12 protein-coding genes and 2 pseudogenes are annotated in these 13977 nt (G+C 66.7%); 6 read left to right on the plus strand and 8 right to left on the minus strand.

The genetic code is table 11. The annotated features are described in order from the left end of the window. Nucleotides 1-80: 80 nt before the first annotated feature. The gene (locus ACIQVL_RS27525) at nt 81-839 is read left to right on the plus strand and encodes a DUF6928 family protein (RefSeq protein ID WP_403476614.1); all 759 of its coding nucleotides are present in this window, start codon (nt 81-83) and stop codon (nt 837-839) included. Between the two features lie 142 nt (nt 840-981). Here the strand turns inward: ACIQVL_RS27525 and ACIQVL_RS27530 are convergent. From ACIQVL_RS27530 to ACIQVL_RS27550, 5 genes and pseudogenes are all read right to left on the minus strand, one after another. Next, nucleotides 982-1131, minus strand: a pseudogene (locus ACIQVL_RS27530) (Uma2 family endonuclease); the annotation flags it as partial. A 256-nt stretch (nt 1132-1387) separates the two neighbouring features. Beyond that, nucleotides 1388-2638, minus strand: coding sequence for a formamidase (gene fmdA, locus ACIQVL_RS27535; protein ID WP_403427134.1), 1251 nt, complete (start codon nt 2636-2638; stop codon nt 1388-1390). Nucleotides 2639-2662: 24 nt separating this feature from the next. Beyond that, entirely contained in the window at nt 2663-3301 is a 639-nt protein-coding gene (locus tag ACIQVL_RS27540; protein WP_403427136.1) for an AmiS/UreI family transporter, read from the minus strand. 194 nt (nt 3302-3495) lie between these two features. Continuing rightward, nucleotides 3496-3768 carry an FmdB family zinc ribbon protein gene (locus ACIQVL_RS27545; RefSeq protein WP_403427139.1) on the minus strand — a complete coding sequence of 91 codons (273 nt, stop codon included), beginning with the start codon at nt 3766-3768 and terminating at the stop codon, nt 3496-3498. Nucleotides 3769-3857: 89 nt separating this feature from the next. Beyond that, nucleotides 3858-4472 (minus strand): fluoride efflux transporter FluC, encoded by a 615-nt coding sequence (locus ACIQVL_RS27550; protein WP_403476615.1) that lies wholly within the window; start codon nt 4470-4472, stop codon nt 3858-3860. Nucleotides 4473-4598: 126 nt separating this feature from the next. On the opposite strand from ACIQVL_RS27550, the gene ACIQVL_RS27555 reads away from it, so the two are divergent. Beyond that, complete coding sequence (locus ACIQVL_RS27555) at nt 4599-5759, plus strand: NAD-dependent formate dehydrogenase (RefSeq protein WP_403476616.1); 1161 nt, start codon at nt 4599-4601, stop codon at nt 5757-5759. A 263-nt stretch (nt 5760-6022) separates the two neighbouring features. Next, nucleotides 6023-6445: a hypothetical protein gene (locus ACIQVL_RS27560; protein WP_403476628.1), complete on the plus strand. Its 423-nt coding sequence runs from the start codon at nt 6023-6025 to the stop codon at nt 6443-6445. Nucleotides 6446-7102: 657 nt separating this feature from the next. Here the strand turns inward: ACIQVL_RS27560 and ACIQVL_RS27565 are convergent. Then, nucleotides 7103-7627: a hypothetical protein gene (locus ACIQVL_RS27565; RefSeq protein WP_403476617.1), complete on the minus strand. Its 525-nt coding sequence runs from the start codon at nt 7625-7627 to the stop codon at nt 7103-7105. Between the two features lie 789 nt (nt 7628-8416). Continuing rightward, on the minus strand, nt 8417-8812 hold the full coding sequence (locus ACIQVL_RS27570; protein ID WP_403427147.1) for a hypothetical protein: 396 nt from the start codon (nt 8810-8812) through the stop codon (nt 8417-8419). A gap of 266 nt (nt 8813-9078) precedes the next feature. Here ACIQVL_RS27570 and ACIQVL_RS27575 point away from each other — a divergent pair. Further along, nucleotides 9079-9228, plus strand: a pseudogene (locus ACIQVL_RS27575) (site-specific integrase); the annotation flags it as partial. Between the two features lie 853 nt (nt 9229-10081). Here ACIQVL_RS27575 and ACIQVL_RS27580 read toward each other — a convergent pair. Further along, complete coding sequence (locus ACIQVL_RS27580) at nt 10082-10498, minus strand: hypothetical protein (protein ID WP_403427151.1); 417 nt, start codon at nt 10496-10498, stop codon at nt 10082-10084. A 342-nt stretch (nt 10499-10840) separates the two neighbouring features. On the opposite strand from ACIQVL_RS27580, the gene ACIQVL_RS27585 reads away from it, so the two are divergent. After that, entirely contained in the window at nt 10841-11095 is a 255-nt protein-coding gene (locus ACIQVL_RS27585) for a hypothetical protein (protein ID WP_403427152.1), read from the plus strand. Nucleotides 11096-11925: 830 nt separating this feature from the next. Next, a complete protein-coding gene (locus tag ACIQVL_RS27590; protein ID WP_403476618.1) occupies nt 11926-13344 on the plus strand; it encodes an ATP-binding protein in 1419 nt (472 codons plus the stop codon). The last annotated feature ends 633 nt before the right edge of the window (nt 13345-13977 follow it).

Genomic DNA, 13977 nt, shown 5'->3' on the forward strand with positions numbered 1-13977 from the left:
GTACGGGGCTGTGGCAGCCCTGTTGTCAGTGCGTGCGGCTATGTTGCGCCAGTCAGACGGGTATCGCTCTGGGAGGGGCTTTGGGAGCCAAGACGGGACTGCTGGTGTACGCCGACGGCGACATACCGGGGCTGCTGCGCCGAGTGGGGCCGGCGGGCCGGGAGCAGACGGCCGCCATGATGCGGCGGCTGTATCCGGGCTGGGAGATCGAGGAGTGCGAAGGCTCGACTCTCTGGGACGGCGTGTACCCCCCGAAGGGAACGGCGTACGCGGCCAGCTGGCCCGGCGTGGACGTCATCGGTGATCAGAGGGTGATGATCGACCTTCCCTCCCAGCTGCCGGAGCACCTGGTGGCGGCAAGCGCCGGCCGACGGCTCGTCCTGCACGCCATGCACAGCGTCGTCGACTGGCTGGCGTTCGCCGTGTGGGAGGACGGGCACCTGATCCGCTCACTGAGCCTGTCCCCGGACAGCGGCATCGTCGAGAACATCGGCGATCCACTCCCTTTCGAAGTGCCCTACTGGGCCGGAAACCGTCCGGCTGACACCGTGTCCTGGCCTGACGAAGAGGAAGAGCCGTATCCCCTTCCTTTCCACCCCTTGGAACTGGGCGAGGACGCATTGAGGGCGCTCTGCGGCTTCATCCAGGAGGGGCTCCCCGAGCCCGACGACGTCGACGCAGACGCCATCGAGCTGCTCGGATTTCACACGCGGGACCCCCACGGGCCGAATCCCGCAGAGCAGGAAGCGGCGTTGCGTGAAGCCGTGGAAGCCATGGCCCCGCCACGCGTCTACACACTGAGCGCTGACGGTTCGCTGATCAAGCGCGACGGCCTTTGACTCACGACCCCTTCATCCCGAAGCAACTTGAGCGAGGGCTCTGCCCTGGACCGGTGTGGCACTCATCTGTTCCGGGCGTGGGTTTCGCGTCGCAGTCGGCGTACGCAGTCTGCGATCTGTCGGGCTATGGGGACCGAACAGGTCAGACCTGGCCGAGGTCAATCTCCACAGGGAAGGGGGCTGTTGCCTTGACGACGCCGGTGAACACGTCACCGTCCCGGTAGGTCCTCGTTGCGGGGTCGAGAACGTAGGTGTACACGAGTGGGACGCCCGTCGCGGCCTGCTCGATCCGCCCATCAGCGGCTCGCCGCCGGGCGGTCCGCCGGCGCGGCGCCCCGGGACCCGGGCCAGGACCGACCGCACTCCACGCCTGCGCCGTGCCGCCACACGCTGTGCACCATGTCCTGCTGGCGTGCGGCGGGGGCATATCGCTGGTCGGGGAGTTCACACTCGGCGCCGACGCCGCGGACGCCGTCTCGGATCCGGTGAACGGCGCTGATGCGGCTGCAGCCCCGCGGCCGGGGCCGCGGGGCTGCAGCGGGATCAGGTCAGGCGGTGGCCACCGCGCACTGGCCTCGGTCGGCCTTCATCGGTCCGGCGGCGCTCGGACGGACCTCGAAGTCGAACATGGCGGTGGGCACGTACAACGAGCAGCAGGCGTTGGGGATGTCGACGATGCCGCTGATACGTCCCTCTATGGGAGAGGAGCCGAGCAGCAGGTAGGCCTGCTCTCCGCTGTAGCCGAACCTCTTGAAGTACTCGACGGCGTTGAGGCAGGCCCGGCGGTAGGCCAGCGTCGCGTCGAGGTAGTAGTTCGTGTCCGTGTCGTGGTCGACGGAGATCCCGATGAAGGTGAGGAACTCCGTGTACCTCGGCTCGACGTTGCCCGGAATGAACACGGGGTTGGTGGAGATGCCGTAGGTCTCCATGCCGCCCTTGATCAGGTCGACGTGGAAGTCGATGAACCCGCCCATCTCGATGGCACCGCAGAAGGTGATCTCTCCGTCGCCCTGACTGAAGTGCAGGTCGCCTCCGGAGAGCTTGGCGTCCTTGACGTGCACGGGGTAGAAGACCCGCGAACCGCGCGTGAAGTTCTTGATGTCGTGGTTGCCTCCGTTCTCACGGGCCGGCACCGTGCGTGCGCCCTCCGCGGCGATGCGCGTGGCGAGGTCGCCGGTGGCCGTGCCCGCGAGTGCGTTGGTGCTGTCCGGCGGTACGGCGAGTGGCGGGACCCGGTTCGGGTCGGTGTCGATCAGCGCCTGCTCGCGGGCGTTCCAGCGGGCGAGCATCTCCGTGGACGGGGCGGTTCCGAAGAGCCCGGGGTGGGTGATTCCGGTGAAGCGGATCCCGGGAAGGTGGCGGGAGACGGCCTGCTGTCCGTGGAAGTCCCATACCGCTTTGTAGGCGTCCGGGAAGTAGTCGGTCAGGAAGCCTCCGCCGTTGGCCTTGGCGAAGATGCCGGTGTAGCCCCAGCCCTGTCCCGCCGCGTCCCCGGTCTGCTGCGGCACGGGGCCGAGGTCGAGGATGTCGACGACGAGCAGGTCGCCGGGTTCGGCGCCCTCCACGCCTATCGGGCCGCTGAGCATGTGGGGGATGGTCAGGTCGATGTCGCGTACGTCGTTGGCGGTGTCGTTGTTGCCGACCTGGCAGTCGGTCCAGTCGCGGCACTCCATGCGGAACTCCGCTCCCGGCTTCACCATGGCGACGGTGGGGATGTCCGGGTGCCACCTGTTGTGGCCGGGCACGGCCTGCTCACGCATCGACTTGCTGTGGTCCACGCTGAAGAGAATTTCAGGCATGAGAACTCCTAGATTCTGATCCGGTCACGTTGGCGCGCCCGCACCTCCGACCCGCGGAGCCGCCGAGGTCGGCCGGGGCGTTCTGTGGGTGCGCGGCCACAGCCCCGCGAACACCACGACGCCGAAGACCGCCAGTGCGATGGCGGTCTCGGTGGGGTGCTTCCAGTAGCCGGAAAGCAGCAGCCCGGCGGGAATCACACCGGTGACCCAGCCTTCGATCGCCGTGACCCAGCCGGTATAGACCTTGAGGTCGTCCTTCTTGAGACCGAGCAGCAGGAAGAACAGGAACCACAGGTAGGCCCAGTAGAGCCAGATGACCCCGAAGGGGTAATCCTTCAAGAGCCGGAAATTGACGAACGAATACCCCAGGGCGGCAATTGCCACGAACAGCGAGTAGTAGCCGACGCCGGTGCTGTCGAGATCGGCGAGCAGGCTGACACCTACATAGAGGTAGGTGAACCCGAAGAGGTAGATCCCGGACGCCGCCAGGATCTTCAGGGGGTCGTCGTTGGCGGTGAAGATGAGGTAAGTCGGCGTCAGTACCTGCAGTGCGCCTATGAAAAGGTTGAACACCGCGCCGGCTCGGGTGTCGACCTTCCCGAGCAGCAGCAGTCCGTTCATGAAGAGCACCGCACCGACAAAGAGCAGTCCCACGTTTCCCACGGGGACACACCTCCTCAGTCCGCGTGGGGAGTGGAATCGCGTGGCGCCGGAGCCGCTGATGAGCCGCCGAGGACACGGCCCGGCTCCTCCCGGCCCGCGTTGCGTGATTCCGCAATCCGCACACCGCTACGGGAACGGCGTCGTGTTCAGGTGCCGAACCCGCATGAGACGTTCTGCCTTGCCGACCACCGCCTTCAGGGACGCGGCAGCCGCGAGAGCGCGGGGTGCGGTTGCACCTTTCTGCGCGGCGGCAGTTGGGAGACCACTGCCGGGGCCTCACGCGCCTGCTCCTCCCGGACATGGAGGGCGGCGACCGCTTTCGAGGTCAGCGTGATGCCGGGCGAGGAGTACACGCGTCTCGCAGCGCCTGCGCAGTCAGGACAGCCGTATGTCCTGGGTGCCGTCCCGATCGCCAATCTCACGTCGAAAGGCCCGCATCGGCTGCACAGATATTCGTAGGTTGCCATCAGCAGCCTCCGGATGCCGGTGGACGCCGGTAAATCCGGGTGCCCGTCCGCACACCCGACCAGCGCACACCACAGCACATTTCCTACTGTCAAGGAGACGTCTCGCACATCCCGGTGTCAAGTACCGGACGACCGGGCGTGGATCTTCTCGTGGCCGTCTCACAGCGACCCGACGGCGAACGCCGACGCAGCCGCCGCAAGCCCCACCGCAATACTCGAAACGGCGTACAGCAGGGATGTGCCGACCAGCCCTTTGTCGCGCAGGTGGACCAGTTCGTAACTGAACGTGGAGAAAGTGGTAAAACCCCGACGGCCAGGCCCAGAACGGTGGCGGCCAGGCCGGCGAAGCGGCTCCCGAAGATGTTCAGCGCCGCGGCCGCGCAGTGGCCGTGGCCCAGCAGCCGATCGGTGTCGACCGTCCAGGTCGAGAAGGTGGTGAAGGCGCCGAGGAAGCCGACGGCGGCGAACGGCCGCACGTACCGGGTCGGCGGCCGGATCTCGAACACGTACACGAGCAGCAGTGCCGGCAGGAACGCCCCGGACACATGGACGGCGAACGTCGTCCACGGGAACGCCCCACCGGGGGCGGGGAAGGCCTGCACCAGTGCGTAACGGGCCGTCCCGCCCAGCAGGCCGCCCGGTGCGACCGCCGCGAGGACGCCCCCGCGCAGACGGGCGCGGAACGGCTCCCGGACTTCCGTCACCGACCTCATCGAAATAGCCGCATCCCTGTCCGCCGGAACGCCTCCCCATTATCCCAGGGCATTGCAGTGGCGACGCACACTCGACTAAAATTCAAGATCATCGGTGTTCCACCGATGGAGGACGTCATGGCAAAAATCCTTGCGGTGCTCTATCCGGACCCCGTGGGCGGTTATCCTCCCGACTACGCCCGCGACGAGATTCCCACCATCAGCGGCTATCCGGGCGGTCAGACCGCGCCGACCCCGCAGGCCGTCGATTTCACCCCGGGGCACCTCCTCGGCTGCGTCTCAGGAGAACTGGGACTGCGCCGGTTCCTGGAGGACCGGGGTCACACCCTTGTCGTCACGAGCGACAAGGAAGGGGCGGACTCCACCCTGGACCGCGAGCTTCCCGACACCGACGTGGTCGTCTCGCAGCCGTTCTGGCCCGCCTACCTGACCACCGAACGCATCGCCGCGGCCCCCCGGCTCAGACTCGCGATCACCGCGGGGATCGGGTCGGACCACGTCGACCTGCCGAGCGCCATCGCCCACGGCATGACCGTGGCCGAGGTGACGTTCAGCAACAGCATCAGTGTGTCCGAGCACGCAGTGATGCAGATTCTCACCCTGGTGCACAACTACATGCCGGCCCACGAGTGGGTGACCGCCAAGAAGGGCTGGAACATCGCCGACAGCGTCTCGCGCGCCTACGACCTCGAAGGCATGGACGTCGGCGTCCTGGGCTCCGGCCGCATCGGCCAGGCGGTGCTGCGCCGCCTCAAGCCGTTCGACGTCAGGCTGCACTACTACGACATGCGCCGGCTGGCCAGGGAGGTCGAGGAGGAGCTGGAGCTGACCTGGCATCCCGACGCCCGTTCGCTGGCCTCCTCGGTCGATGTGCTCTCGATCCACACTCCGCTGCATCCGCTGACGCTGAACCTCTTCGACGACGACCTGATCGGGGCCATGCGGCGCGGCTCGTACATCGTCAACACCGCGCGGGCGCTCATCGTCGACCGGGACGCCGTGGTACGGGCCCTCGACAGCGGCCGACTGGCCGGTTACGCCGGTGACGTCTGGTACCCGCAGCCGCCACCGCCCGACCATCCCTGGCGCACCATGCCCCACGAGGCGATGACGCCGCACGTGTCCGGGTCGACCCTCTCGGCGCAGGCGCGCTACGCGGCCGGTACGCGGGAGATCCTGGAGTGCTGGCTCGACGGCCGCCCCATCCGCCCCGAGTACCTGATCGTCGAAGGGGGTGCGCTCGCCGGGACGGGAGCGAGTTCCTACACGGTCGCCTGATGACCACGGTCGCCTGATGACCGACACGGGCGGGGTCACCGACACGGGCGGGGTGACGTCCGGCGGGCAGGAAATCAGCAGCAGATTGAATAGAAGATCCACCACCCGGCTGTGAGCCGATTCACCCAAGATTTACTGGACGGGCCCGGGGGAAACCCTTAGCGTCCATAAATATATTGCTTTTCCTTATGCAGAGATCCCGGCGTCGCGCCTAATCTCTCTTAAGAAAACCAGGCGAACGCCGGGAAGGTGGATCAGTGAGCATGGACGCAGTGTGGGTCCGGGGCGTGACCGGCATTCAGATGCACCACGTGACCGATCTTCAGGACGCCGGCAGGTTTCTGGGCAACGCGGCGATGGCGCTGCGGGCCGCGCACGTAAGGACCGGCGCCGACCGGTACTCCGGGATCGCTGCCGAGCTCAAGGCTCTGGTGGAGCGAGTGCGTGAGCTGGAGGACGAGGCACGGTCGAGCATGCACGAGCTGCACTCCGCCGACCCCGAACGGTTCGTCCGCTGCCGGGACGGCCACGAGCCGTGGCCCGGCGAGATCCCGGCAGGATTCATCCCGCGCCACACCTGCAAGGACGAGTGCCTCTACCACGACCGCCAGGTCCTCGACGCCATCATGCAGTGCACCTGCGGTGGACCGCCGTGCCGCGCCTGCGAGATCGGCGGAAAGCTCTGACGAGCCCCGGCGCTCCCATGGCCGAGCCGGATCGAGACACCATCTGATCACGTACGGTCCTGACATTCCTCCTCACCGCGATCCGGACCGACCGCAACCACAACGCCGCCATCCGGCGCCCTCCGCCGGCCGATACCGTCACCGCCGCAGACGCCGGTCGGCAGGGCGGGGTACGGACGAAGGCCCTCCCGCCCGTTGGACGAAAGGGCCTCTGACCAGTCCTTTCACTGTGCCCCCGACAGCTGAACCAGGACGGCCCGGATCCGTCTGGCCGTATCCCGGCCGGCCTGGTGCTGATCTACGACCGGGGCTGCACCGCTCATCTGGTCCCTGGTCGACCTCCGCGCTCCTGCGGGCGTCATGTGGTGCAACCACGAAGGCGAACGCGGCACTCCACAAGCGGGGCCTCGCCCACTGAGGACACTTCCGCCAGGGTCGAACGGCACGCTCCGGCACAGCCGGCCGCACCGAGAACTGCCGGGCCGTGAACGTCCCCGACGAGCGCGCTTTCGCGACCCGGGGCGAACCGGCCCGCCTCCTGGCACTACGCGCCCACGCCTCCGACCCGCCCGTTACATGGATCACGGCCGATCACGCCTACGGCCAGGACCGGCACTTCCGCCGCATGCTCAAGGCGCGACGACACACAGGGCGAGGTCAATCGGCCGTCGCGCCCCGCGGTGAGGAATAGAGGGACTGCTCCTTGCCCAGAGGTTGTTCCTCGACCTTGCCGCGCCACAGCAGTACGCCGTGGCGCCGCTCCCAGAAGAACAGGTACACACCCTTGACGATCCGCTCCGGTACGAAGATGACCGCCAGACCGATGGCCCAGGGATCCCAGAACAGGCCGAAGAGCAGCGACGGCACTGCGACGATGACCACGAAGGATCCGTCGAAGCTGCGGCGCAGGGACTCACGTCGCGTGGGGAGTATCGCCTCGGGGTTGCTCAAGGTGAGTGCGCTCTCGAAATCGCGCTTCTCGCCGCCCAGCCAGGTCAACCGGGTCGAAACCGCCACCAGCCCGAAGAACGCGCTGGACCCTGCCAAGGCCAGCAAGACAGCCACCGCGGCGCCTTCGACCTGCGGCAGCCCACGAACGCCGAACACCACAGGCGCGGCGACGGCCACGGCGACCCCCGCCTCGACGACGGCTGCCCACTGACAGTGAACGTAGCGCATCACGGCTTTCCCCCTCCGCCCGCGCCCGCCCCGGACGGACGCAGCACTCACTGTGCACACCGAACGGGCCTCGGCAAGCCGACCACCCCCGGGTCCAATACCGCTGACATGCACCGCCTTACCACCAGTCCGCACGAAGATGACGGAACCACGACCTCAGCGTCAAGCTCTGGGCCACCCAGGCGACTTGCGGGCCCCACCACAGCTGTTATCGGTGAGAACGGTCACGGGTTCAGCCGGTATCGAAGGCGGCCTCTTGCGGGTGTGCGGTGAGGAGTTCCGCGAGGGTGTCGAGAGCGTCGTGGTAGCCAGGTCGTCGGCGCCGCTGATCGTGGTGTCCAGCAGCTCGCTGTTGCTGCATACGGTGGTTCAGTCCTCTTTCGGGCTGCGGAAGCCTTCCTCGTCGAGCGTGACGGTGATGGTGCGGCCGATCGGCAGCTGGAGCACGGCGCGGCCGGCCACGGCCTGCTCAACGCCGAGCAGGTCGAGATCCCGCCCGGAGGTCCGAGAGGCGAGCTGGTCGCCGTCCTGGAGCGATGCCCGGTGGGCGTACGCGCGGCGTCGCGCAGCCTGCCGGCCAGGTCCTCGGCCATCTCGACGGGGCGCTTCTCCTCGGCTCCGTCGAGCAGGACGGCGATCCGGTCGTAGGGGGTGCTCATCTGCCCCGTCTTCGAGGTCGGCCGGGGCGGTGCCTGCACCTTCGAAAGGGTGGGCCCTGGTACGGCGCCGCCTCATGGCGCGAGCCCGGCCGCGCTCACACGGTCCGGGCTCTTCCAGCGGTCGTGGGCGGACTCAAGGACAGGTGGCCGCGGTATCGATCCTGATGCCGGTCACGGTGTACGCCGAGGAGAAGTAGGCAGTCTGGTTCGGCAGGACGCAGATGTACTCGGTCCCGCCGGTGCTGTTGCGGATGTAACGGAGGTACGCCCGGTCGTCGTTGCGGGTGTTCCGTACCCAGTCCGCGCCTCGGCTCCTGGAGCCGAGCGTCTGGTAGGAGGTGGTGACGTCCTGGTACGCGGCGGTGGGACTCCCGCTGTTCCAGTCACTGTCGGTGAGGTAGAAGCAGACGCGGGGGTACACGCATCCGTTGGCGGAGTCGGCGGAGGCGGTGGGAGCCGCAGCCAGTGCGGCCACGGCGACGGCAGCAGCCGCTGTGCCGAAGGCGGCGATTCGCTTGGTTGTGTTCATGACGCAGCAGCCTGGTGGTGGAGCGTAAGGTTCAGGAGATATTTATCGGCCATATGGAAATATGAGACACATACCGGCCAATGTGCGCTTAAGGTCGTTTCCTGCGAGGTGAGGCGGACGTTGACCCGGTACGGGGCGGGGTACGTGGAGTCGGATTGCTCCGGACAGACCCCTGCTCGTCGAGCCACCTCGAACCGGAATACGTGAGATGAAGCCGTGGCCGGCCTTCCGCCTGTACGTCAGCGCGACACCCGCGACGGCACCACCGCACGGCGGCCGGAGTCCCACCCCGCGTCGTGAGGCAGATCCTCGGGCACTCCCAGATCAGCATCACCATGGACGTGTACACGCACGTCGTCCAGGACCCCCGGCGCGAGGCCATGAGCCACATGGACAAGCTGTTGCAGAGGCGTCCCCGCTTAGGCCGACCAACGCCGTCCCCCTCTAACCGAGACGCGGAGCCCCAAGACGTCACAGTCTTGGGGCTTCATGGTCTTCAGAGCGCGGACTCGAGTCCGCCGCCTTCGATGAGCGCGCGGGCGGCGACAAGGACTTCTTCCTCGAGCTGCGAGCTGCTTTATCGGAGTGCTCCAATTGGCGTTCCAGTCGTCCAGCTCAATGCCACAGCGAACGATCGGTTGTAGGCGATCGGGATAGCCGAGTTGTGTTGCTGCTTCGACCCATATGAGGTCGGCACCGGTCGCCGGGTCCAGGGAGCCGTCGACGAGCTGAGTAGCCAGCCAGCAGACCAAGGCCCACCTGGCAGCGATCGGGTCCGCCGGCACCTCGAATCCCAGCCGCAGTTCGTCCACGACATGATCGAAGAGCTCGCGTGCCTCATGCTCCTCACGACGGCCCAGGCGGCGAGCAAGGCAAGCGACGGGGCATCGACGTCGGCCAGAAGAGCGTCGAGGCCAGCTCGGATGAGGTGGTCCGAGCCGACGTGAAATCCGAATGCCTGCGCTCGCGCCAGCTGCCTCAATCGATCGAGAGCCGAATCTTTTGCCACGCGGGAGGCGTTCCGTCCCGTCCCCGTTGGTCAAAACTGGATGTCAAAGGCCCCGGACCATGATCGGACCGAGGCCTTTTGCCTGGTGCCTCCGGCAGGATTCGAACCTGCGGCACCCGCTTTAGGAGTTCGATCGCCGACCACTTGCGAGGGCCCCAAGCGGGCTTGTGCATGTCGCCGTCGAGTGCTCGAGTGCGTCGGTGTACGCGCTCGTTGATGTCAGGCGTGGATATCAACCGGTTGTGCGCTGGGTCCGTTGTTCAGTCGCCTGAGTGGCCCCAGAAGTGGATCTCTTGAGGGTTGCCCTCGTCGTCGTGCAGAACCGCGCATCGTCCGATCCATCGAGACCGGGGGAAGACGTCGAAGTCCTTGACATGCGCCCGGGTCAGTTTGTCCGCCCCCAGAAGCTTGTGCGCTTCCTCGGCCGTCACGGGTTCCACGGTGTTGTAGTCCGGCGTGTCGTCAGGTCCTACGACGCGGAAGACATCCAGGATCGAGTGCGTGCCGGCCTCCTGCACCAACTCGTCGTCCCACAGCTCCTCCAGCGATCCCGGACGAGGTTCGCGCTCCCCCTCCGGCCGCCAGTCGCCACCGTTGACCCAGTAGTAGTCCCCGGCCTCGAACACCTCACGCCGCAGGCGCTGAAGCGCAGCGTTCAGGTCTTCCTGGTACGGCACGTAGTAGTCCCACCCCGAAGCCCCCACCAGCCCTCATCCCCTTCCTGTTTCCCTTGGAGGGCGGAAGCTAGCACCTGGCTCTGACATTCGAGCCCTCAGCTTGGGAAGCTTGGGTCTTCTGGGCACAGTGGCTGTGCTGACCTGCAGTGCAGTGGAGTGGTGTAGGAGTCCTGGTCGCACCCAGGGCCGGTGCCCGCTGCTCCGCGTGGTTCCCCGCACGATTTGGCGCGCGTCCGGCACGGCTCCTTCGTCTGAGTCACCTGCAGGCCGACAGGCCCCGGCCAATATTCCCTGCTGGGTCCTGCGCCCTGTCCGTAAAATCCTGCTTCGATGAGAAGACGCGTGCAGTTCACCGAGCAAGTTGTGCGGTTCCGTGACTACATGCCGACGGCAGATCGGGAGAAGTTCCTGCGCCTCGTCGACAGAATCGCAGCGGAGCCCGAAGGCGCTGACAGCCACCTTGCCTACACGACCGACACTGTGACGCGCGCGGCTTGGGAAGACCGCGTAATGGTCCACTACGTCGTGACGAGCTTCTTCGTGGTCGTCATCGAAGCCGACATCTACGACGCATCGCGTGGCTTCAACGAGGTGTAAGTCGGCCACGAGAGAGCCCCGATTGCTGGTCGAGGCCCTCGTGCGGGCGATTCTCGGCAACGGGTGAACGAGAGCCACGGACGGCGGATGAAAAGCGAGCCGTCCGCCAGAGCAAGTCCGATGACGGAAGCACAGTGGCCGAACCCTGCGCGATGACCTCTTCGCCCCGAAGCAACTCGGGATGCACGCTGCCCTTGGGTTGCTGTGCCACTCACCTGAGCTGATGGCCCGCTGACGTCCACTGTTGTTCGCGGTTGTGCGTCACGGTTGTCACGCAGTCAGACACTCACCGCGTCTCGCAGGAGGAGCCGTGGTCGCAGGCCGCCGGAGGAAGTACACGGGCTACGGCTGCCCACGCCGGGTATCGGGCAGAGCATGCTTGCTCTGATCTACACCTCGCGCAGCACCGCAACGACGGTGTGGGCCTTCGTGGTTGCCATCCTTGTTGTGGTGGTCGTGGCTTGGTACGTCCGCGGTCACGTCCGCCGGCGATAGGTCCGACAACCGCTTCAGGAGTGGGATCGGATCTCTGGCGGGTGGTGCTTGATTGTGTCGAGTGGTGCTCTTTTGCTTGATCAGCGCCATGCGGCACGACCTGATGTCCGGACCAGGGCGGCTCCTGATACGTCGTCCGCTCACGCGCCGCTCACGCATTCGGCGGCCATCGGGCGTCCAGGAGTGGAGCACGCTGGCGCTGAAGGCTGATCTTTCCCCGTGGGTGCACCGGGCTGTCACCTGTCATCCATCCGAGGTCAGTGCTAACATTAGTATTACTAACCTTGATGTTAGTATCTCTAGAGTTGGTGTCGGGGGTAGAGGAAGGCAGTGACGTGGCGGACTTCGTCGGCAGGCGGCACGAACTCAAGACGCTGGAGCGCGAACTGGGCAAGGTGACGGCCGGGATCGGCAGGGAGCGCCCCGGGCAGTGCGTGATGCTTCGCGGGCGTCGTCGAGTGGGCAAGTCGCGGTTGGTGGAGCGGTTCGCTGAGATGTCCGGTGCGCCCTTCCTCTTCTACGCCGCCACAGGGGCGTCGCCGGGGACGGACCTGGAGCGACTCAGTCAGGACGCGCAGTCATCCAGCCTTCCACTGGCGAATCTGCTGTCAGCCGCCCGCCCGGCGAGCTGGGATGCCGCCTTCGACGTACTGGCGGCGGCGCTGCCGCACGACCGGGCGAGCGTGGTGGTCATGGACGAGGTGCCCTATTTGATGGATGACGCGGGCGCGTTCGAAGGCATGCTTCAGCGGGCCTGGGACCGAGTACTGGAGACGAAGCCGGTTCTGCTGGTGCTCATCGGCTCCGACCTGTCGATGATGGAGGCGCTGAACAGCTATGGACGCCCGTTCCATCAGCGCGGACGGGAGATGATGCTGGGGCCGCTCAACCCGGCGGAGGTGGGCGAGATGCTCGGCCTCGAACCTGCCTCGGCCTTCGATGCGGCCTTGATCACCGGTGGACTGCCTCTGATCTGTGCAGAGTGGACGTACGGCGCCGGCGTCTGGGAGTTCCTGCAGGAGGCGCTCAGCGATCCGGTCTCGGCCTTGCTGGTGTCGGCGGAGCGCTCGCTCGCCGCGGAGTTCCCCCAGCAGGTCCAAGCTCGCACTGTGCTCTCAGCGATCGGCAGCGGTGAGCGGACGTTCTCCAATATTGCCCGCGCCTCCGGCGGGATCGGAGCGACGCCGCTACAGCGGTCGCTGGGGATTCTTGCCGACAAGCGGGTGATCGCAGCGGAGCTTCCTGTGTCGACGCGGCCTTCGAAGGACCGCCGCTACCGGGTCGCGGATCCTTATCTCCGCTTCTGGCTGAAGCTCCTGGGTCCGGCGATGGAGGAGATCGAGAGGGGCCGGGGTGACCTGACGCTGCGGCGTATCCGCGAGAACTGGACCAGTTGGCGCGGTAGGGCCGTTGAACCTCTGGTGCGCGAGGCGCTGGCACGGCTGCTGCCTGACGCGAACCTACCGGCTGCCCCCGCGATCGGCGGCTATTGGACTCGCACCAACGATGTGGAGATTGACATCGTCGGAGCGGACCGCGAGCCGATCGCCGAGGAACTGTTGTTCGTTGGCTCGGTGAAGTGGTTGGAGAACTCCCCGTTCGACCGACATGATCTCGCGGCGCTGCACCGGCATCGCGCCGCGCTCACGTCTGCACCTGTGCCTGTCATCGCTGTCTCGCGCAGCGGGACCGACTGCGTAGGGCTCGACGCTGCGTACGGCCCGGCGGAGCTCCTCGCGGCGTGGACCTCCTGAACACGCCGGGAAACACGTCGGTGCCGGGGCGTCCCTGCCGGCCGCACTCGGGTCGGCCGATTGTCTCGCCCCCGACACCACGCTCTGGACCGCGTCCACGGAAACCTCGGAACCGTGCCGACACCCGCGACAAAGAAATCCTTCCCGCTCACGCAAACGGCCCCGGACGACGAGTCCCAGCCCGAAATAGGACCCTTCCCTGAGAGAGAAACCCTAGGTCAGAGCGGCAACGCGTTGTGCCCCCGGCAGGATGCGAACCTGCGACACCCGCTTTAGGAGTGGGGCCGAATCCCTGCCGGGTGGTGCCTGGCGCTGCTGTGCGGTGCTGTTTGTCCTGGTCAGAACCGCACGGCGAGCCACTTGGTCCGGCTCATGCCACCCTGTATCGGGCCGTCCGCTCACGCATCGTTCATGCGCGGGCCGTGGCTCAAACCAGCAGGCCAGGCGCGGGCAGCCAGCTTGCCAGTTCGGGGCAACGGCAGGGGCGTACAACGGGCATGGTAGGACCCCCCTTAGCGCGACTGGGCTTTCGGCAGTTGCTACCAAGTTGGTGTGACGCGTTGCCCGCGCCGTGGTGACAGCGCGAAAATCGGTCGTGGGTGCCGCTCAGGTCCGACGTCGATGGTCTCTTGG

The sequence above is a fragment of the Streptomyces sp. NPDC090499 genome, assembly GCF_044769305.1.
Taxonomy (GTDB): domain Bacteria; phylum Actinomycetota; class Actinomycetes; order Streptomycetales; family Streptomycetaceae; genus Streptomyces.